Origin of the sequence: Kribbella jiaozuonensis (assembly GCF_005233875.1) — a bacterium.
Classification (GTDB): Bacteria; Actinomycetota; Actinomycetes; order Propionibacteriales; family Kribbellaceae; genus Kribbella; species Kribbella jiaozuonensis.
The window spans coordinates 1,511,158-1,531,402 of the sequence record NZ_SZPZ01000002.1 but is presented as its reverse complement, the minus strand read 5'-3'; the positions used below and the strand labels follow the sequence as shown (position 1 = coordinate 1,531,402).

20 protein-coding genes are annotated in these 20,245 nt (G+C 69.1%); 6 read left to right on the top strand and 14 right to left on the bottom strand.

Annotation, left to right across the window (positions count from 1 at the left end; genetic code table 11):
- Window positions 1-9 precede the first annotated feature (9 nt).
- Window positions 10-1,065, bottom strand: coding sequence for a DUF4185 domain-containing protein (locus FDA38_RS18880; RefSeq protein WP_202877722.1), 1,056 nt, complete (start codon window positions 1,063-1,065; stop codon window positions 10-12).
- 63 nt (window positions 1,066-1,128) lie between these two features.
- Entirely contained in the window at window positions 1,129-1,527 is a 399-nt protein-coding gene (locus tag FDA38_RS18875; protein WP_137255314.1) for a MarR family winged helix-turn-helix transcriptional regulator, read from the bottom strand.
- Window positions 1,528-1,612: 85 nt separating this feature from the next.
- Between FDA38_RS18875 and FDA38_RS18870 the strand changes: the two genes are divergently transcribed.
- Window positions 1,613-2,533: a quinone oxidoreductase family protein gene (locus FDA38_RS18870; RefSeq protein WP_137255313.1), complete on the top strand. Its 921-nt coding sequence runs from the start codon at window positions 1,613-1,615 to the stop codon at window positions 2,531-2,533.
- Here the strand turns inward: FDA38_RS18870 and FDA38_RS18865 are convergent.
- Both FDA38_RS18865 and FDA38_RS18860 read right to left on the bottom strand, forming a co-directional pair.
- Entirely contained in the window at window positions 2,522-3,388 is an 867-nt protein-coding gene (locus FDA38_RS18865; RefSeq protein ID WP_137255312.1) for a sulfurtransferase, read from the bottom strand. The two genes, FDA38_RS18870 and FDA38_RS18865, sit on opposite strands and share 12 nt — an antisense overlap.
- Window positions 3,385-4,038: a thymidine kinase gene (locus FDA38_RS18860; protein WP_137255311.1), complete on the bottom strand. Its 654-nt coding sequence runs from the start codon at window positions 4,036-4,038 to the stop codon at window positions 3,385-3,387. Before FDA38_RS18860 ends, FDA38_RS18865 begins: the two co-directional genes overlap by 4 nt.
- An 80-nt stretch (window positions 4,039-4,118) precedes the next feature.
- Between FDA38_RS18860 and FDA38_RS18855 the strand changes: the two genes are divergently transcribed.
- Entirely contained in the window at window positions 4,119-5,780 is a 1,662-nt protein-coding gene (locus FDA38_RS18855; protein ID WP_137255310.1) for a S8 family peptidase, read from the top strand.
- Here FDA38_RS18855 and FDA38_RS18850 read toward each other — a convergent pair.
- The 5 genes from FDA38_RS18850 to FDA38_RS18830 all read right to left on the bottom strand — a co-directional run bounded on the left by FDA38_RS18850 (window position 5,777) and on the right by FDA38_RS18830 (window position 11,114).
- Window positions 5,777-6,895, bottom strand: coding sequence for an alkaline phosphatase family protein (locus FDA38_RS18850; RefSeq protein WP_137255309.1), 1,119 nt, complete (start codon window positions 6,893-6,895; stop codon window positions 5,777-5,779). The genes FDA38_RS18855 and FDA38_RS18850 overlap by 4 nt on opposite strands.
- A gap of 4 nt (window positions 6,896-6,899) precedes the next feature.
- A complete protein-coding gene (locus FDA38_RS18845) occupies window positions 6,900-7,511 on the bottom strand; it encodes a DUF5998 family protein (protein ID WP_137255308.1) in 612 nt (203 codons plus the stop codon).
- A gap of 58 nt (window positions 7,512-7,569) precedes the next feature.
- Entirely contained in the window at window positions 7,570-9,219 is a 1,650-nt protein-coding gene (locus tag FDA38_RS18840; protein ID WP_137255307.1) for an FtsX-like permease family protein, read from the bottom strand.
- A complete protein-coding gene (locus FDA38_RS18835) occupies window positions 9,216-9,953 on the bottom strand; it encodes an ABC transporter ATP-binding protein (RefSeq protein WP_170989786.1) in 738 nt (245 codons plus the stop codon). Before FDA38_RS18835 ends, FDA38_RS18840 begins: the two co-directional genes overlap by 4 nt.
- A 108-nt stretch (window positions 9,954-10,061) precedes the next feature.
- A complete protein-coding gene (locus FDA38_RS18830) occupies window positions 10,062-11,114 on the bottom strand; it encodes a P1 family peptidase (RefSeq protein WP_137255306.1) in 1,053 nt (350 codons plus the stop codon).
- Window positions 11,115-11,159: 45 nt separating this feature from the next.
- Between FDA38_RS18830 and FDA38_RS18825 the strand changes: the two genes are divergently transcribed.
- The gene (locus FDA38_RS18825) at window positions 11,160-11,672 is read left to right on the top strand and encodes a DUF2087 domain-containing protein (RefSeq protein WP_137255305.1); all 513 of its coding nucleotides are present in this window, start codon (window positions 11,160-11,162) and stop codon (window positions 11,670-11,672) included.
- Between the two features lie 9 nt (window positions 11,673-11,681).
- Here the strand turns inward: FDA38_RS18825 and FDA38_RS18820 are convergent, their stop codons facing one another.
- The gene (locus FDA38_RS18820; RefSeq protein ID WP_170989785.1) at window positions 11,682-14,378 is read right to left on the bottom strand and encodes a bifunctional acetate--CoA ligase family protein/GNAT family N-acetyltransferase; all 2,697 of its coding nucleotides are present in this window, start codon (window positions 14,376-14,378) and stop codon (window positions 11,682-11,684) included.
- Window positions 14,379-14,420: 42 nt separating this feature from the next.
- Between FDA38_RS18820 and FDA38_RS18815 the strand changes: the two genes are divergently transcribed.
- The 3 genes from FDA38_RS18815 to FDA38_RS18805 are packed head-to-tail and all read left to right on the top strand — an operon-like array spanning window position 14,421 to window position 17,441.
- Window positions 14,421-15,467: an ArsB/NhaD family transporter gene (locus tag FDA38_RS18815; RefSeq protein WP_233714787.1), complete on the top strand. Its 1,047-nt coding sequence runs from the start codon at window positions 14,421-14,423 to the stop codon at window positions 15,465-15,467.
- A gap of 10 nt (window positions 15,468-15,477) precedes the next feature.
- Window positions 15,478-17,175, top strand: a complete 1,698-nt coding sequence (locus FDA38_RS18810; protein WP_137255302.1) for an AMP-binding protein — start codon at window positions 15,478-15,480, stop codon at window positions 17,173-17,175.
- 17 nt (window positions 17,176-17,192) lie between these two features.
- A complete protein-coding gene (locus tag FDA38_RS18805; protein ID WP_137255301.1) occupies window positions 17,193-17,441 on the top strand; it encodes a DUF2630 family protein in 249 nt (82 codons plus the stop codon).
- Here FDA38_RS18805 and FDA38_RS18800 read toward each other — a convergent pair.
- The 4 genes from FDA38_RS18800 to FDA38_RS18785 are packed head-to-tail and all read right to left on the bottom strand — an operon-like array spanning window position 17,438 to window position 20,183.
- Window positions 17,438-17,860, bottom strand: coding sequence for a TIGR03667 family PPOX class F420-dependent oxidoreductase (locus tag FDA38_RS18800; protein ID WP_137255300.1), 423 nt, complete (start codon window positions 17,858-17,860; stop codon window positions 17,438-17,440). The genes FDA38_RS18805 and FDA38_RS18800 overlap by 4 nt on opposite strands.
- A gap of 9 nt (window positions 17,861-17,869) precedes the next feature.
- Entirely contained in the window at window positions 17,870-18,274 is a 405-nt protein-coding gene (locus tag FDA38_RS18795) for a CoA-binding protein (RefSeq protein WP_170989784.1), read from the bottom strand.
- Between the two features lie 2 nt (window positions 18,275-18,276).
- The gene (locus FDA38_RS18790; RefSeq protein WP_137255298.1) at window positions 18,277-18,930 is read right to left on the bottom strand and encodes a response regulator transcription factor; all 654 of its coding nucleotides are present in this window, start codon (window positions 18,928-18,930) and stop codon (window positions 18,277-18,279) included.
- Window positions 18,912-20,183, bottom strand: coding sequence for a sensor histidine kinase (locus tag FDA38_RS18785; protein WP_137255297.1), 1,272 nt, complete (start codon window positions 20,181-20,183; stop codon window positions 18,912-18,914). The genes FDA38_RS18790 and FDA38_RS18785 overlap by 19 nt, the downstream gene beginning before the upstream one ends.
- Window positions 20,184-20,245 lie beyond the last annotated feature (62 nt).

Sequence of the window (20,245 nt, the reverse complement as noted above, 5' to 3'; positions counted from 1 at the left end):
CTGGGCGCTCTAGCCGAAGCCGCGGATGCGGAATTGCATGACGTGGTACGGCCAGCCGTTGGCGGTGTTCCATTGGCTGACCGACAGATGCAGGTCGGACAGGGTGGATCCGGGGATGATGTAGCCGCCGTACAGCTGGGCCACGTGGTTGTCGTCCTCGGAGCCCCAGTTGCCGCCGTAGATCAAGGTCTGGCGGTACGCCGTGTACAGGTTCGACGTCGGCGTGTCCATGATGATGCCGTCGATGCGGTAGTCGCCGGCGTTGAACCAGGTCAGGATCCATTTGCCGCCGAGCGGGCGCAGGCTCATCTCGCCGAAGCTCCCGGTCAGGATCGGCGTCGCGGGATTGCCCCACGCCCAGACCCCGTCGCGGTACCCCCACGGCTCGTACGCCGCCGGGTTCGCGATCTGGTCGGCGCGGACGCGCTTGAGGATGATCGGCTTGTCGCGCTGGAAACCGGTCGAGTAGACGTACACGTACCCGTCGTTCCCCAGCCCCCAGGTCAGCAGCTGGAACAGCCCGCCGTCGATGTTCGGGTCGAACTTCGCACCTGTGTGATACCAGCTCGCGCCGGAGTTGTCCGACCGCCAGATCTCCGTCCACACGACGTTCCCAAGACCCTTGTTCACCATCGCGTGCAGGTACATCGACCCGCCGATCGTGATCACGTCCGACGGCAGCACGGTCGAGAACGTCGGATTGTCGTGCGGGTAGTCCCACAACTGCTGCGCCGCGTCTCCCCCGACCGCCCCCGACCACTTCACGCCGCTGTTGAGATCCGTCGTCGTCGACCACAACGCGACCGGCGACCGCCACCATCCCCCGCCGACAGCGGGCTGCTCGAACGTGTCCCCGAACATGAACAGCAGCCGCCCGTCCGGCGTACGCGCTGGAATGCCGAGGTCGGTCGCAGCCATCCGGAACCGGTCGGTCAGACCCGGGCCGGTCAGGTCGGCCACCTTGTTCGTCAGCACGGCTTGGGTGCCGGCGAGAGCTCTGGACGGTACGGCGGCGAGTAGGCCGGCGCCGAGCGCGCCGCGCAGGAACGTGGATCGCTTCATCATCGAATGCCTCCCAGGGGCGGGTGGGAAATCGATTTCTGACTCTCCTGCAGCTGCGCGTCTATGTCAAGGGTTGACCAACACCGACGCCAGCTGGGTGAACTGCTTCCGCTGGGTCGCGTTCAAGGCCTTGGTCAGTTCCGTGATGCGGCGGGTGATCTGCATTTCGCCGTCCTCGGCGAGACGCCGGCCGGCCGGAGTGAGGGCGACGAGTACGCCGCGACCGTCGTGCGGCGACGGCGTCCGCCGGACCAGGCCGCGCTTCTCCGCCCGCGAGACCAGGCCGGTGATCGAGGACTTGTCGAGGCCGAGATGCTGGCCGAGCTCGAGCATGCCGGGCTGCCGGTCGCGGAGGATCCCGAGCAGCCGGATCTGGATGATCGACAGGTCGTGCTCGGCGCCGACCGCGGCGAGGATGCGCTGGACCTGGAACGACAGCTGCACGAGGGCGTCCACGGTGTTCATGCCCCGGAGTCTAGTTGACGTGGTACGTGGCACAAACTATCGTCGCACAGTAGTACGCGAGACAAACTACTTGGTGAGGTGCCTGATGTACGCAGCCGTGGTCCGGTCGTTCGACGAACCGCCGACGTACGACGTGTTCCCCGAGCCGACCGGCTCCGATGTCCTGGAGGTCGTTGCCGCGGGCCTGCATCCGCGGGTCCGGTCGGCGGCGAACGGGACGCACTACACGTCCGAGGGCTCCCTTCCGATGGTCCCCGGTATCGACGGAGTCGCGCGGACCGCCGAGGGTGAGTTGCTGTACTTCGTTGCCGACGACAACACGACGGGAACGATGGCGGAGCGGGCGGCCGTCGATCGCCGTCGTGCCGTCGTACTGCCTGAGGGCACCGATCCGGTGGCGGTCGCGGCCGGGATGAATCCGGCGATGTCGTCGTGGATCGCGCTCCGGCGGCGGGCGAAGTTCCAGGGCGGGTCGGTGCTCGTCCTCGGCGCGACCGGGAACGCGGGACAGCTCGCCGTACAGATCGTCAAGCACCTTGGCGCGTCGAACGTGATCGGCGTGGGGCGTGATCCTGAGCGGCTGAAGTTGCTTCCGAGCCTGGGCGCCGATGAAGCGGTCGGCCTCGATGCTGTGGGCGCGGTCGCTGCAGACGTCGGCGTGGTGCTCGATTATCTGTGGGGTGAGCCGACCGAGCAGGCGATGTCCGCGATCCTGCACGCGCGCTCCGACCGGGCGCTTCCGCTGACCTGGATCCAGATCGGCTCGATGGCCGCGCGCGAGCTGACGCTGCCCTCGTACCTGCTCCGGGCGGCCGCGCTGACCGTCATCGGCAGCGGCCAGGGCTCGGTCTCCGGCCGCGACATCCTCGCGGAGCTCCCTCAGTTGGCCGCGCTGATCACGTCAGGCGAGCTGGCGATCAACGCGCGGCCGGTCCCGCTAGCAGAGGTCGGAAAGGCGTGGGCCGAGCCGGCCGCACCCGGCGAACGCGTCGTACTAGTCCCCTGATCCCGTGGCTATCGGGCGGGTGGGGTCGGTGATCCAGTCGGACCAGCTGCCGATGTAGACGGTCGCCGGGAGGCCGGCTGTTTCCAGGGCGAGGGCTTCGTGGGTGGCGGTCACGCCGGAGCCGCAGTAGACGGCGGTGTCGCCGTCCGGTGCGACGCCCAGGTTCTCGAAGCGGGTGCGGAGGTCGGCGGCGGGGAGGAAGCGGCCCGATTCGTCGACGTTCGCGGTCGTCGGGGCGTTGGTGGCGCCGGGGATGTGTCCGGCTACCGGGTCCATGGGTTCTACGTCGCCGGCGAAGCGTTGGGGAGCGCGCGCGTCCAGCAGGATCCCCTTCGCGGCCACCTCGGCCGCGCCCTCGGCGTCGAGGACGGGCAGATGGCCGGGCGTGGCCGCAAACGCGGCGGCCCCTCCGGGCGCGCTGTCGCCAGTCGCCTCGCTGGTCGCGGCGTCGGCTGCTTCGGTGGGGGCTTCGGTGGTTACCTCTCCCCCGGCGGCCTTCCACGCGGCCAGGCCGCCGTCGAGGACGCGGACGTTGGTCAGGCCGAAGTAGCGGAAGATCCACCACGCGCGCGCAGCGGACATCGAGTTCGCCGCGTCGTACACGACGACCGGGGTGTCGGCCGACGTGATGCCGAGCCGGTGGAACGTCGCGGTGACGGTGGTTGCGTCGGGCAACGGATGGCGGCCGGGACCGGGCGGGCCGGCAAGCTCGGTGTCGAGGTCGACGAAGTACGCGCCGGGCAGGTGACCCCCGTCGTACGCCTCCTTGCCGGGCGGACCTGCCAGGTTCCACGTCACGTCCACGAGCACGGGCGACAGTGCGCGCAGTTCGTCAACGGTGATCAACGGGCTCATGAAGCGGCTCCTCCGAACGGCAGGACTTCCGGTGACAGGGTGGCCCGGGCGCGGGCCTGGGTGAGCCGGCGACGGTGATGCCGGCGGCAAAGGACCTCGTACGCGGGCTCGAGATCCCGCGTCACCATGTCACCCACCACCAACTGCTCGCCCTCGGTCACCATCTCCCCACCGATCGTACGGGCGTTGTGTGTGGCCCGTTCACCGCACCAGCACAACGCCTCGACCTGCAGCAGCTCCATCCGGTCGGCAAGCTCGACCAGCCGCGCCGAGCCCGGGAACAACGTGGCCCGGAAGTCGGTCAGGATCCCGAAGCAGAACACGTCGATCTGCAGTTCGTCGACGAGTCGCGCCAGCTGCTCGATCTGCAGCGGGCTGTAGAACTGCGCCTCGTCGCACACCGCGTAGTCGATCCGGCCGCCCTGGGTGAGCTCGTTGACGACGTAGTCCCAGAAGTCGAAGTCCGGCCGTACCTCGACCGCGTCCGCGGACAGTCCGAGCCGGGACGAGAGCACCGACTCGCCCGCGCGGTCGTGGCTGGTGAAGATCCGGCCGAGCCGTCCTCGCGCCTTGTGGTTGTGATCCATCTGGAGGGCCAGCGTCGACTTCCCGCAGTCCATGGTCCCGGTGAAATAGAGGAGCTCAGCCACGGGCGAACATCCTGCCAAGTCAGTGGTCCGTACCGCACGCCGGGGTGTGTCGTCCGGGGCGGCTTTGGTTCTGAGCCTCCATGCGGTTTGAATGGATCGTGCGCAAAGCTCTGCTTCTCCTTCTCGCGACCTGTCTGACGGTCGCCACCGCCACCCTGCCGGCCGGTGCGGCGCCGGTCCGGGCCGAAGCAGGACTCCGTGCGTACTTCGTGATCACCCAGCCGAACCAGACCGGAAAGGTCACCGGAGCCGTCACCCAGAACGGCGGCACGGTCTATGCAACGTACGACGCCATCGGCGTGATCGTGGCGCATTCGACCGCTCCCGATTTCGCCACCAAGATGCGCGGCGTCGACGGCGTCCAGAAGGCCGGAGCAACCCGTACGACGGACCTCCCGGCCGATGTCGGGAACCCGGCGATCCCGTCCGCGGTCCCCGAGACCGCGACGGCCGCTCCGGAGACGGATCGCTCGGACATGACCCAGATCGGCGCCGACCGGGCCTGGCAGAAGAACCAGGGCTCGAAGAGCGTGACTGTCGCCGTACTCGACACCGGCGTGGACGACCAGCACCCGGATCTGAAGGCGAACTTCGACGCGTCGAAGTCGGCGTCCTGCGCGTACGGCAAGGTCGACACCCGGCCGGGCGCGTGGCGACCGGTCGGCGAGCACGGCACGCATGTCGCCGGGACGATCGCCGCTGCGAAGAACGGCGTCGGCATGGTCGGTGTCGCGCCCGGGGTGAAGGTGTCGTCGATCCGGGTTGCCGAGGCCGGCAAGGAGCTGTTCTTCCCGGAGGACACGGTCTGCGCGTTCATGTTCGCCGCCGACAAGGGCGTCTCGGTCACGAACAACAGCTACTACGTCGACCCGTGGCTGTACCTGTGCCCGTCGGACCAGGACCAGGACGCGATCGCCGAGGCGGTCCGGCGGGCCGTCGCGTACTCCGACAGCAAGGGCGTCGTGAACGTCGCCGCGGCCGGCAACGAGGACACCGACCTGGCGAACAAGAGCGGCGACGACTCGAGCCCGGACGACTCCACGCCCGCGCCCCGCACCGTCACGAACGACTGCCTCAGCCTGCCGACCGAGCTGCCGAGCGTGATCGTGGTCGCGGCGGTCGACCCGACCGGCCTCAAGTCCCAGTTCTCGAACTACGGGGTGAACAAGATCAACCTGGCCGCGCCGGGCGAGGACGTGTACTCGACCGTGCCGGGTGGCGGGTACAAGATCCTCGAGGGTACGTCGATGGCGTCGCCGCACGTGGCCGGTGTCGCGGCCCTCCTGCGCAGCATCAATCCGAAGATGTCCGTCGCCGAGGTGCGAGCCAGACTTGCCCAGCAGGCCAACGACGTCGCCTGCCCGCCCGGCGCGACCGGTGAATGCGTCGGTCCATCAGCCAACAACTCCTTCTACGGCGAGGGTCTCGTCGACGCCGCCGAGGCGGTCGGCGCCGCGAGCGCACAACCACAGGGCGCGCTCGCGATCACCGAACCCGCCGAGCAGATCGGTGTCGGCGGCATCCCCGCGGTCCCGCTGCTCATGAAGGGCACCGGTGGCTCGGGCGACATCAGCTACTCGGCCGCCGGCCTCCCGCCCGGCCTGTCCATCGACACCGAACGCGGCTGGATCACCGGCGTACTCACTCCCGGCTCGGGCCGCTACAAGGTGACTGTCGTCGCCCGCGACGGCGACGCCAAGACCGCGCGCACCACTTTCTACTGGGACGTCTGGAGCTTCTAGCTCCCGGCGTCGACGAGGAGCGGGATCTCCATCTCGTCGGCGGTCAGCGAGCCGTGCAGACCGATCAGGTTCGCCTCTTGGGCGTGCCGACGTGACGCGACGAGTGCCACCGGACCCAGCGACGCGACAATGACATCGCCGAGGCGCGGGGCAACCCGATCTTCGACCGGACCGAACCACCCGCGGGCGATCGCATCCGTCCGCGAGAGCACTAGCGCCTTGTCACCCAGCCGTTCGCTGTAGGTCGCGAGCACGTCGAGCTCGGCGCCCGGAACGCAGTACAGGTGGCGGAAGCGGGACTCACCGCCGACGACGCGTACGCCGTCGGTCAGCGCCGGCTCGAGGTCGATGTCCACGCGCTGCTCGGGCGCGATGTCGATCATGCCGTGGTCGGCGACGACGAGCAGTACGGCGTCACGTGGCAACGCGGAGCGGACCTGCAAGGCGAAGTCGTCCGCCGCAGCCAGCTCCTTCTGCCACTGCCACGAGTCGCAGCCCTGCTGGTGGCCGATGTAGTCGAGCTGCGAGTCGTACACGTAGACGAGCGACGACTTCCCCTCCCGGCTCGCGAACCGGGTCGCGTCCAACCGGTCCTCGACCGTGTCCGCGCCGCGGTGTGCACTCCCCCGGAACGCGGCGGCCGTCAGCCCCGACGAGTCGAAGCGCGCCTTGCTCACGTTGCGAGTCGCCACACCGGCGGCCGCTACTCGATCGAAGACCGTGCCGTGCGGCTGCCAGCGCCGCGGGTCGACCGGGGCGTCCCAGGCCAGCGCGTTCAGCAGGTCGCCGGTCTCCGGAACGATCGAGGTATAGCCGACGATGCCGTGCGCGCCGGGCGGCAGCCCGGTGCCGAGGCTGGTCAGACTCACAGCGGTCGTTGACGGCACCCCGGCCGTGAGGCTACGGCCGGCCAGCGACGACAGGTACGGCGCGGCGTCGGCGTACCGCTGGAGCAGGTTCCACCCGAGGCCGTCGAGGAGCAGTACGGCGTATCGCGGTGCGGCGGGCAGGCCGAGGACGTTCGTCTCCCCCGGCACCGACAGCGCACCGGCAACCGACGGCAGTACGTCGGCGAGCGATCCGCCGCCGTACTGCGGGGAAACCGGGACGATCACGGCACTACCTGGTGGTCGCGAAGGACAGTGCCTTGGCGAACTCGAGCACCTGCTGGATGCCGGCCGGGCCGTCGGCTGCCGCGCTGATCCGCAGTGAGATGTCGTCGGCCGCGACCGAGCCGGTGTACCCGTGGTCGGCCTCGCAGTTCGGGTCGGCGCAGACGGCCGGCTCGAGGTCGATCCGGTTGACCATGCCCCAGCCGATCGTCAGCACGACCTCGCCGGCGCCGGCCACGGCCGGGTCGGCCTTGCCCGAGGCGTAGCCGGCCGGATTCGGGACGACGCGGTTCACGACCACGGCGTTCACCCGGTGCAGCGGGATCGCCTCGGTGGAGGTCGACGCGTACGGCGCGCGGATGAGTTCGTCGGCGGCGTGTTCGTCGGTGTGGCCGACGATCAGCCGGCTCGGGGTCAGCGCCAGGATCGTGATGTGCCGCCGGACCTCGTCGCGGTCGAACGTCGGCTCGTGCTGCAGCACGTAGGCCCGGATCGGCTCGCCGGCGATCGCCACCTCGAGCGAATCGGTCACCACGTCGGGGTAGTAGCCGCACCGATCTATCGCCTCGCGCAGGTCCGCGGATGCGTCCGCGAGCTCCGGTGCATTCAGGTCACGCATGCAGCCCATCCTTGCACGATCGCGACCCCGAGCGTTCGACCCTTGTGGACAACCACGCTCAGTTCGCGCTCGCCTTCCGCAGGACCGGCGCACCGGCGGCGCCGGCGACCGCGACGAGGACCAGACCGGCCACCACCTGCCCGATCAGTAGCAGTACGCCGGAGTTGCCCTGCGTGATGACCTTGCCGCCGCCGAGTGCCAGCCCGCAGAGCGCACCGAACCCGACGACCGGCAGCCCGACCCCGATCACCGGTACGACGGCCGCAACCCGCGCCGACCGCTCGATCACCTTCAGCGGTACGCCGGACCGACGCAGCGCTCGCGCCGGAGCCGCCTGATCCAGCGCAGTACCAACCGCCCCGGCTGCCGTCGACGCTGCAACCGTCAGGAACACCAGCGAGAGCAGGAGCGCTACACCGATCCGCATGTCGTGGAAGCTCGGGTCGTCGTCACCGGGCGGCATGAACACCGAGATGAAGCCGGTGACGAAGCCGGACAGCACCAGCGCCGCCACCGGACGGAAGGCGCCCTTCGGGTCGTCCACAAGCCTGCGACCGGCCAGCAACGTCACGGGACCGTTTGCCAGGTTCGCCATCGTCTTGCCGACCACCTGTACTGCGAACGGGCCGATGACGCGCACGGCGAGCGCAGCGAACCCGACACCGATCAGCAAGGGCAGGAGAGCTGCCTGCATCCCGTAGTACGCCAGGATGACCGGACCGATGACCAGCAAGCCGATGCGCAGGACGCTGACGCCCTTGCGGGTCTGGCCGCGGACAACGCCCAGCGGGGTGATGCTGACGCGGCCGAGTCCGATCAGCGCGCTCACTACAGACAGAACGGGTACGGCGACCAGGACGACGAGGACCGTCCACCAGTTGACGGTGATGTCACCGACGTACCAGCGTCCGCCGCCGAGCGGGATGCGGGCGATCAGTGGACTGAGAACGGTGTAGCCGACCAGTCCGACCACTGCGCCGGCCAGGGCTAGGACGGCCTGCTCTACAGCGCTCAGCCAAAGGACCTGCGTCCGTGTGGCGCCTGCGAGACGCAGTGCGGCCAGTCTGTGTTCGCGGCGCTTGGCGGCGACACCTGCGGCTTGGCCGACGAGGCTGAGGATCGGGAACAGCACCAGCGTGATGCCGAAGGCCACGGCGATCAACAGGCCGACCATACGGCTGTCCCAGACCTTCTCGTTCCAGCTGCTCACGTACTGCGGGTGCTCGTCGGCCGGGATCGTTTGGACGCCGCGGATGACGATGAACTCTTCCGGCGAGGACAGCCCCTTCGCGCTGATCACGCCGGTCGGCTGCGCAACGCCGTACTTCGTGCTGAGGCTGGGCCAGTGCTTGGCGACCTCGGGCGAGACGAAGACCTCGCCGGGCTTCGGGGTGTGGTCGAGGCCGGGTGGTGGCGGGAGTTCGTTGGGCTTGAGTGTGGCGAGGCCGAGGACGCTCAGGCGGTGACCGTCCACGCGCTGGTCGTCGTCGAGGTTCAAGGCACCGATCGCGGTCGCCGGGTCGGCCTTGTCCGCACTCCGCCAGCCGATGCGCTCCGACCGGTGCGAGAGTCCGAGTGAGCCGGCGATCAGGAAGGTGACGAGGAGTGCGACGACCGCCGTCGCACCGAGCGCTGCCAGGTTGGCGGCCCGGCCACCGGGCCCAGGCCGACGGACGAAGCGCAGGCCGAGATCAGTCATCGGATTCATCGCACGACCCCGCTTCCGAGCGGACCACCGGGGAGCGGGCCGACGCCCGGTGCGTCGCCCACGCGGCCATCGACGATGTGGAGGACTCGGTGGCAGCGGGCTGCCACGGCGTTGTCGTGGGTGACGACTACTACTGCGGCGCCGCGGTAGGTGGCGGCGCCGACCAGCAGGTCAATGACCTGGGAGCCGGTGGCTGCGTCCAGAGCGCCGGTTGGCTCGTCGGCGAACACCACCTGCGGTTCGCCGACCAGGGCACGGGCAATCGCGACTCGTTGCGCCTGACCACCAGATAGCTCACCAGGACGCCGACCAACCTCAGCGGCGAGGCCCACCTGCGCCAGCATGTTCCGCGCCCGGCCGATCGCGTCCCGACGGCTCAGACCGTCCACCATCAACGGGAGCGCCACGTTCTCATCAGCGGGCAGCTCGGCGAGTAGTTGGTTGTCCTGGAACACGAAGCCGAGCCGACGCCGACGCAGTACTGTCCGGGCGGCATCGTTCAGTTGGTCCACGCGTTCACCGCCGAGCCACACCTCCCCCTGGTCCGGCGTGAGGATTCCGGCCAGTACATGCAGCAGCGTGGTCTTGCCGTTGCCGCTCGGGCCCATGACTGCGAGCGCCTCGCCGGACCGGACAGCAACGTCCACGCCGGCCAGGCCGACCACGCTGCCGTAATGCTTGACCAGGCCATGACCGGAGAGCACGACCTGCGACTGGGGACTCTGGAAGTTCATAGCCCAGAGCCTTCCGCGTACGCCGCCCGCGATCGTCGGCCTGCAGACCGGTCTTACCGTCGTCTTCCGATGCCTTTCGGCGCACCGGCGTACGACTCAAGTCGTACGTCAGGCCTGGAACGCTGACGGAAACGCGTCCCGATAGCTCGGGATCGTGCCGCCCGGCGTCTCCACCGACTCGGCGTTGAGCATCGCGTGCACGATCGCCCGCGACAGCGTCCGCGCACCGGCCGCGTAGAGCGTCTCCAGCTGCCCCAGCGCCATCGGATCGGTCACGCTCAGCCGGGGCCGGTCGTCGTCCGGCAACCGGGTCGACAACGCGAAGATGCTGTCACCGTCGACAAGCGTGTGGATCGGATCGATCGCCCGCGCCAGCCCGTCGTGCGCGACCATCGCCATCCGCTTCGTCGCCGCCTTGTCGAGCGGTACGTCGGTGGCCACCATGGCGATCACCGTGTTCATCGACGGCCCCGGGATCAGGTTGCGACCGGGCGCGGCCGGTGGCGGCGGCTCGACCGGAGTACGCAGGTGGCTGAACTCGTCACCGATCCCGAACCGCGCGCCGTACAGGTTCCCGTCGGCGTCGACGGTCGAGCCGGCCGCGTTGACGATCACCAGTACGCCGACCGTCGTACCGTCGTCGAGCCGGACGCTGGCCGAGCCGACGCCGCCCTTCAGCGAGCGGGCCCGGGCCCCAGCCCCGGCGCCGTGGTTGCCCAGGGCAACCGATCCGTCGGATGCGGCGGCGATCGCGTCCACTCCCCAGGACGGCTCCGGCCGGGCCTTGAAGTCGCCGCCGCGGGCGAGGTCGAAGATCACCGCAGCCGGCACGATCGGCACCACGTCGTACTCGCCCTGGCCGACCCGGACGCCCTCACCGCGCTCCTCCAGCCAGCGCATCACGCTGCCGGCGGTGTCCAGTCCGAACGCGCTTCCGCCGGTCAGCACGATCGCGTTCACACCGCCGTTCGAGTTCACCGGCGAGAGCAGGTCCGTCTCCCGCGTGCCCGGCGCTCCACCGCGGACATCGACACCGGCGACAGCGGTGGTCGGAACGTGGATGACAGTGGTGCCGGTGAGGTACGGCGCATCGACGCGCTCCACCTGACCGACAAGCACTCCAGGGACATCGGTGATCGCATTGTGCGGACCAGGTTGCATGCTGCGGATCATAATCCGGTTGCGGTGAACGTTAGCGTGAAATGTATGAACGCCGATCAGCTCTGTGGTCTGCTGGCCGAACCGTCGAGGTTGCGGACGTACTCCGCGATCGTCCTCGGCGCCTCCACCCCCGAGCAGGTTGCCGGGAGCACCGGACTCGCCGCGCCGGTCGTGGTGAAGGCACTGCAGCGGCTGACCAAGGGCGGGCTGATCGAGGCCACTCGCGACGGGTTCACCGCGGACGAGGCGGCGTTCAAGGACGCCGTCCGCGAGAGCCGTCCCGAGCGCCTGCCGCTGGACCCGGATCCGGAGCGCGACAACGTGCTGAAGTCGTTCATCCGGGACGGGCGGCTGACGCATTTCCCGACGTACCCGGACAAGTTCCGGATCGTGCTCGAGTACCTGGCGCAGAACTTCGAGGTCGGCCGCAGCTACCCGGAGACCGAGGTCAACGAGATCCTCAACCGTTGGCACCCCGACCATGCCGCGCTGCGGCGGCAGTTGGTGGACACCAGGTTCCTGACGCGAGAGAACGGCATCTACACGCGCACGGGGTGACCGCGCGGGTCAGGTGAGCCGACGGGCGGGAGTGTCCTGACGTGGCTTCTCGTTCGGGGCGATGCGGACGGTGGTGTCGAGGACGCAGGCGCCCTCGGCGGAGACCAGGACCGAGCGCAGGTCGAGGCGGACGACCTCCTCGAGGTCGAGGGTCAGCCGGGAGACCCGGTGGAGCAGGTCTTCGATCGCGGAGATGTCAACCGGGTCCGAGCCGCGATAGCCGTACAACAAGGGCGACGCCTTGACCTCGCGGACCATCTCGGCCGCGTCCCGCGTGGTCAGTGGCGGCATCCGGTACGACCGGTCGCCGAGAAGATCCGTCGCCACCCCGGACAACCCGAAGGTCACCACCGGCCCGAACGACACGTCCTCGATCGTCGAGATCACCACCGGCACCCCGGGCGGCGCCATCTTCTGTACGACGAACTGCGCCCGCCCCGGATCCGACGCGACCCCGAACATCTGGGTCATCTCCGCCCAGGCCGCCCGCATGTCGTCCTCGTCGTGGATGTGCCGCCAGATATCAGCCAGGTCGGGCCGCATCCGCCACTGCTCCGCGGTCGCCTTCAGGATCACCTCGAACCCAAGATCCGCCGCCCGGTCGACCGCCTCGTCCGCGCTCAGCACCGGGAACGCCGGCAGCACACTGATCCCGTAGAAACTCAGCAGCCGCTGCCGATCCGCCTCATCGAGATCAGCGCCGCCCGGATGCCGCTGCAGGAACTCCGCGACGAAGTCCTCTCCCCCGGCGGTGTCCACATCCGGCAGGTCCGGGATCCGGCTGTCTGAGCGCCGGCGCCACTCGGCGTACTGCGTTGCCTTCGCGAGCGCACCGACGGCGTACTGCGGGTTGAGGAACGACGGGATCGATCCGCGCGCGGCACCACCGTCCTCGTCAGGCACCTGCAGCTCGGCGGGCACGCTTCGGGAGGCGAGGAACGTCGACACCACCGGCTTGTCCGAGTCGGCTGCCGCCGCGGCGAGCACCTGCGCGACCTCGCCGCCGTTCGACTGGACCGGCGGCGTGTAGATGACCACGACCGAATGCACCCGGTCGTCGGCGAACACCTCGGACAGGGCCACACCGAAGTCCGATGCGGTCGCGTCCGCGCTCAGGTTCCGCGGCTCGCCGGCCGTGTCGAGCCCGCAACCCGCCATGGTGTCCAGCGCGAGCAGTGTCAGGGCATCGGAGTTCGAGACGATTGCGACCCGGCGGCCCTTCGGCAGCGGCTGGTGCGCGAGCAGTTGGGCGACGTCGAACAGCTCGCCGGTGGTGTCCACGCCGATCAGGCCGCTCTGCCGGAACAACGACTCGACGGTTGCTGGGGGCAACTTACTGCGCCGGATCATCTGGCCGACCGGCACGCCCTGGGTGGCCCGGCCGGACTTCAGCGCGATCACCGGCTTCCGCCCCGCCAGCCGGCGCGACACCCGGCTGAACTTGCGCGGGTTGCCGAGCGACTCGAGATACAGCAGGACGACCTCGGTGGCCTCGTCGGAGTACCAGAACTGCATCAGGTCGTTGCCCGACACATCGGCCCTGTTCCCGGCCGAGACGAAGGTCGACAGACCAAGACCACGACCGACCATGTCGGCCAGGATCGGTACGCCGAGCGCGCCGGACTGGCAGAAGAACGCGACCCGGCCCTTGCTCGGCATCAGCGGTGACAGCGTGGCGTTCAGCGAGACCCCGGCCGCGGTGTTGATGACGCCGAGCGCGTTCGGCCCGATCACGCGCATGCCGTACGAGCGCGCGAGCCCGACCAGGTACCGCTGCCGCTTCCGGCCCTCGTCGCCGATCTCGGCGAACCCGCTGGACACCACGACCAGCCCGCGCACGCCCTTCGCCGCGCAGTCCAGCACGACGTCCGCGACCATCTCCGCCTTGACCGCGACCACCGCCAGGTCGACCGTGTCGCTCACCTCACGGATCGTCGGGTACGCCGGGACGCCCTCGATCTCGTCAGCTTTGGTGTCGGTGTTCACGGCATACAGCCGGCCGGGGAAGCCGCCGTCGCGGAGGTTGCGGAGCAGCGCGTTGCCGATCGTGCCTTCGCGCCGGCTCGCGCCGATCACGGCCACCGACGACGGGGTCAGCAGTCGTGCGATCGACAGCGCCTCGGAGCGCTGCTCGCGGGCCTGCATCACCCCGAACGACGTGTCGGTCGGCGCGATGTCGAACTCGACCACGATCACGCCGTCCTCGAACTCCCGCGCGACCTTGTACCCGGCCTCGGCGAAGACCGTGATCATCTTCCGGTTGTCCGGCAGTACTTCGGCGACGAACCGGTGGATGCCGTTCTCGCGCGCCGCCTGGGCCAGGTGCTCGAGGAACAGCTGCCCGAGGCCGCGGCCCTGGTGCGCGTCCTCGATCAGGAACGCGACCTCTGCCGTATGCCGTCCGGTCCGCTCGTACCGACCGACGCCGATCATCTCGTCACCGACCGTGACGATCAGGGCGAGCCGGTCGTGGTAGTCGACGGTGGTGAACCTCGCCACATCGCGATCGGATAGCTGTGGGTACGGGGCAAAGAAGCGGTAGTACTTCGACTGCTCGGACACCCGGGCGTAGAACGCCACCAGCAGCTCCGCGTCGGAGGGCGTGATCGGACGCAGATGCGCGGTCGCGCCGTCCCGCAGGACGACATCGGCCTCGTACTCCGCCGGATAGCCGTCCGGCAGCTCGTGGTCATACTGGTCCGGCACCTGGCAAGCGTACTCAAACAGTCATCCCGGAGGTCGTGAATATTGGTCGAGCGCATCGCGCCGGTGCTGGTCTTCCTGATCGCCGTGACCGTCATCGCCGAGCTGGCCGACCAGGCCAAGGTGTTCGACGTCGCGGCGCGGGAGGCCGCGCACCTCGCCCGCGGCCGGGTCTGGCGGCTCTGGCTGCTGGTCGTCGCGCTCGCCACCGGGCTCACAATCGTGCTGTCGTTGGACACCTGCGCGGTGCTGCTGACGCCGGTCGTGCTGTCGATGGCTCGCCAGCTGGAGATCCCGCCGAAGCTGTTCGCGTTCACCACGGTCTGGCTGGCTGGTACGGCGTCCTTGCTACTGCCCGTGTCCAATCTCACGAACCTGCTCGCCCTCCATCAGTTCCGCCAGTTGGACACCTCCTTCATCTCGGTCAGCTGGCGTCCCGCGATCGCGTCGATCCTGATCACGGTCGTCGTACTCGCGGTCCTCTTCCACCGGGACCTGCGCCGGAAGTACGCCGTACCGCCGACGCCGCCGGTCGAGGACAAGGTGCTGTTCTGGGGCTCAGCGGGCGTGTGTGTGCTGCTGGGGCCTGCGTTCGTGTCGGGCGTCGAGGTCGCGTACCCGGCGAGCATCGGGGCGATCGTGCTGGTCGTGTTGTTCGCGGTCCGGCGGCGCGACGTGCTGCGGTGGTCGCTGATCCCGTACAAGCTCGTCATCACGGTCGTCGTGCTGTTCACGGTGGTCGGGTTCCTCAGCGCCCACGGGCTCGAGGATCTGCTCCGGCGCGTCGCGGGGACCACGTCCGAGCTGCGGCTGAGCGCGACTGCGTCCGTCGGGGCGAACCTGTTCGACAACCTCCCGGCGTACATCGCGATGGAGCCGGTCGCGTCCAGCAGCCCGCACCGGATGATGGCACTGCTGATCGGCGTGAACTGCGGGTGCCTGCTGACGTTGTGGGGCTCGCTGGCGACGCTGCTGTGGCGGGCGCGCTGCGACGCCGCCCGGGTGGACATCTCGTGGTGGTCGTTCCTGTGGCGCGGTCTCATCCTCACGCCACTTGTCGTGACAGGAGCTGTTTTGGCACTGAATGGGTAATGTGCGCGACATGGCGACGGAGCAGAGCACCTCGGCGGTGACCCGGGAGTTCCGTGAGGCGCGGGACTTCCTCGTGGCGCATCGGGACGACTACGAGACGGCGTACCGGGACTTCAGTTGGCCGGCGTTCGAGCGGTTCAACTGGGCGCGGGACTGGTTCGACGCGCTGGCGGTCGAGCAGGCCGAGGTGGCCGCGCTGACGATCGTCGAGGAAGACGGGCAAGTCACCTCCCGGACGTACGCCGAGATGGCCGAGCGGTCCCGCCAGGTCGCCAGCTGGCTCACCGAGGCCGGCCTGAAGCCGGGCGATCGGGTGCTGATCGTGCTCGGCAACCAGGTCGAGCTCTGGGAGACGATGCTCGGCTGCATCCGGGCCGGCGCGGTGATGATCCCCGCGACCACCTTGCTCACCGACGCCGACCTCGCCGACCGCATCCCCCGCGGCAACGTCCGCGCAGTCGTGACCAGTGGCGCTGACGCCGGCCGGTACGCCGGGATCGCGGACCACTGCATCCGCGTCGCCGTCGGCGCCGAAGCTGACGGCTGGCTGCGGTACGCCGACACCGAGAGCTACGAAGGTCCTGTCCCCGAGGTCGACACGGCCGCCGACGACTCGCTCCTGCTGTACTTCACCTCCGGTACGACGAGTCAGCCGAAGCTGGTCGAGCACACGCAGGTCAGCTACCCGCTGGGCCACCTGTCGACGATGTACTGGATCGGCCTGCAGCCCGGCGACGTACACCTGAACGTGTCTTCACCAGGCTGGGCCAAGCACTCGTGGAGCAACGTGTTCGCGCCGTGGAACGCCGGTGCCACCGTCTTCCTCTACAACTACACGCGCTTCAACGCGGAGCGGATGCTGCAGGTCCTGCAGGAGTACGGCGTGACCACGTTCTGCGCACCGCCGACCGTGTGGCGGATGCTGATCCAGGCCGACCTGTCCGCGGTCGACGTACAGATCCGCGAGTGCATCTCGGCCGGTGAGCCGCTGAACCCCGAGGTCATCGAGCAGGTTCGCAACGCCTGGGACATCACTATCCGGGACGGGTACGGCCAGACCGAGACGACCGCGCAGATCGGCAACACACCCGGTCAGCCGGTGAAACTCGGCTCGATGGGCCGGCCGCTGCCCGGGTACAGCATCGCGCTCATCGATCCGGCCAGTGACGTGATCGGTGACGACGGCGAGATCTGCATCGAGCTGGCGCCGGCGCCGGTCCCGCTGATGCGCGGCTACCGCGACGCGGACGAGCTGACCGCCGAGGTGATGCGCAACGGGTACTACCACACCGGCGACGTCGCGAGCCGGGACGCGGACGGGTACATCACGTACGTCGGCCGCTCGGACGATGTCTTCAAGGCGAGCGACTACCGGATCTCGCCGTTCGAGCTCGAGTCGGTGCTGATCGAGCATCCCGCGGTCGCCGAGGCGGCCGTCGTACCGTCCCCGGACCCGGTCCGCCTCGCCGTGCCCAAGGCGTACGTCGTCCTCGCGGCCGGGCACGAGCCGTCGCGGGAGCTGGCCGGGGAGATCCTGGCGTTCTGCCGCGAGCACCTCGCGCCGTACAAGCGGATCCGCCGCCTCGAGTTCGCCGACCTGCCGAAGACGATCTCCGGCAAGATCCGGCGGGTCGAGCTCCGCGCGGACGAGGCGGCGAAGGTCGAGAGCGGCGCCGGGAACACCTACGACGAGGCCGACTTCAAGTAGCGGCGTACATTTTGCTCATGAGCGACGACAAGAGCATCATCGGGCGGATCGACGACCTGGTCGCGGAGGAGAAGGACCTCCGGGCCAAGCACGCCGCCGGGCAGATCAGCGACGCCGACGAGCACGCGCGGATGAAGGCTGTCGAGGTCGAGCTGGACCAGTGCTGGGACCTGCTCCGGCAGCGGCGGGCACGGCGTGAGTTCGGCGAGAACCCGGACGACGCCCAGGCCCGTTCGGCCGACACCGTCGAGGGCTACCTCAACTAGAAACCTCTCAGTTTCTCCGGGGTGATCCGGATCAGGACCGAGTACGACGCGTGGAACTGATCCGGAGTCATCCCCAGCCCAGCGATGTCGTCGGCGTACTTCGCGTTGTACGCCGTGAGGGCGTCGCCGCTGATCGGTGCGCTCTCGATCACCGCCGTACCGCTGATGACGCCGACGTCTCCCCCGGTGTGCGTCGCGTTGAAGTTGACGCTGACCTGCGGGTGGGCGGCGATGTTGCGCAGCTTGGCCTTGTCCGGCTCGCTGCCGATCAGGATCTCGTCGTCGTACCAGAGGAACCACACCGGCGTCGGAGCCGGCGTACCTGACTTGGCGACCGAGGTCAGCCAGACGATCCGTTCGTCGTCGAGCTGGCGGGCGATCCGCTTGCCGAAGCCGGTGGAGGTGTCAATCGTGAACATCAGAACCTTTCAGAGCGATGGTCCGAGACGCCCCCACTCGATCGCCGGGCAGTGGTTCATCACCATCGTGAGTCCGGCCGCGGTCGTCCGCTCGTAGGCGTCCTGATCAACTACGTCCAGTTGGAACCACACCGCCTTGGCGTTGATTCCCACCGCCTGGTCCGCGATGTCGCCGGCCAGGTCGGAGTTGACGAACACGTCCACACAGTCGACCGGGAACGGGATGTCCGCGAGCGTCGCGTACCCCTGCTCGCCGTGCACGGTCTCCGCGGACGGGTGCACCGGCACGATCCGCTTCCCGTGACTCTGCAGGAACCGCGCCACGCCGTACGCCGCCCGGCTCGTGTTGTTCGACAACCCGACCACGGCCCATGTGTCGCAGTCGGCCAGGATCTTCCGGATCGCCTCGTCCATGTTCAGCCCCTCAAGTAGGTCAGCACCGCGGATACGCGCCGGTCCAACCCATCTTCCAACCGCAGTTTGGCGAAAATGTTTCCCACATGCTTGCGGACCGCGGCCTCACTCACCACCAACTGCTCCGCGATCGACGCGTTCACCCGGCCCTCCGCCATCAGCGCGAGCACCTCGAGTTCGCGCGGCGTGAGTGCGGCCAGCGGCCCGTCGTTGCGCCGGCGGGCGAGCAGCTGACGTACGACCTCCGGGTCGACCACGGTCCCGCCGTTCGCGACCCGGTCCAGCGACTCGAGGAACTCCGCGACGTGCCCGACGCGGTCCTTCAGCAGGTACCCGATCCCGCCGGTCGTTGTCTCCAGCAACGTCGAGAGGTACGCGTCCGCGACGTACTGCGAGAGCACCAGGATCCCGATCGCCGGCAGCTCCGCCCGGATCGCCGCAGCCGCGCGCAGGCCTTCGTCGGAGTGCCCGGGCGGCATCCGGACGTCGGTAATCACGACGTCCGGCGGGTCCTTGCGTACGACGGCCAGCAGCGTGTCGGCATCCCCTACCGTGTCCCGTACGTCGTGCCCGGCGCGATCCAGAATGCTGGCCAAACCCTCCCGCAACAGCAGCGAGTCCTCAGCCAGCACAATGCTCAGTCGCCGAGTCGGCACGGGCACTCCATTCTCAGTCGGGTCGGCCCACCGGGTGGGCTGTCGACGTCGAGTGTGCCGCCCAAAGCGTCCAATCGCGTCACCAGCCCGGTGAGTCCGGTCCCCGCACCGAGACGTGCGCCGCCGATACCGTCGTCCTGGATCGCGATGACGAGCCGGTCACGATCCACCCAGCCGGACACGTCGCACTTCGTCGCCTGCGCGTGCTTCGCGACATTGGCGAGCGCCTCGGACACGACGAAGTACGCCGCGGCCTCGATCGGCGGTGGCAAGCGCGTCGTGGACAGCTGCACCGTCACCGGCAGCGGCATCCGGTCCGCCACCTCCCGTACGGCGGCCTCCAGTCCGTGGTCGACCAGGACGCGCGGATGGATCCCCCGCACTGCAGCCCGCAGGTCGGCCAACGCGGCCTCTGCCTCGGAATGCGCCTTGACCACCAGCCGCCGCCCCTCGCCGTCGGGCAGGTCCAGCTCAGCCAGCCCGAGCGTCATCGTCAGCCCGACCAGCCGCTGCTGTACGCCGTCGTGCAGGTGCCGCTCGATCCGCGCCCGCTCGGTCTCGAACGCGTCGACCAGATCGAGCCGCGAACGCCGTAGCTCGGCCAGATTGCGCTGCAGCTCCTCCTGTCGCGGACCGAGCATCGCCTTCGCGAGCGATGCCTCGGCGCCGGCGATCACCCCGAGCAGGTACGAGCTGACTGCGTAGAACACCGGCCCGAACAGGACCAGGAAAATGAGCCCTTCCCAGGCCGAGTCCAGCGTCCACGGCCCCATCCCCATCTCGTCGTTGTCGGCGATGATCGGCGCGGCCAGCGTGGTCAGCAGGATCGTCGCACTCATGGCGGCGAAAGCCCCGCCCACGAGCCACAGGAAGACGCCGAGCACGAAGCTGTAACCCAGCGCCCGCATTGACGCCTGCTCCCGGCGTCGGAAGGTGAGCCGCTGCCGGACGGTGAGTCCACGCGGCAGCTTCGCGTGCGGGCTGCTGATGCCGTCCACCAGCATCAGCCCGGCCCGCCAGCGCTCGGCCCAGCCGATCGCAGCGCCGATCAGCGGGAATGCGGTCAGCATCAGGACACCGATCAGGATCGGGCTGAGTACTGCGCTGACCGCGGCCAGCCCCACCAGCACGCAGATCGCCAGCGCACCGGCCGGGATAGACGTGAAGAGATAGGCGTAGCTCCGCCACGGCCACGACGAGATCAGATAGCGCGGCGACGCGAGCGCCGCCCACGCCGTCTTCGGTCTCTCCACTTCTCAAGCCTAGATGTGGTCCAGCCCGGAGGGCGGTAGCGTGCGCGCTACTCCAGGTCTCC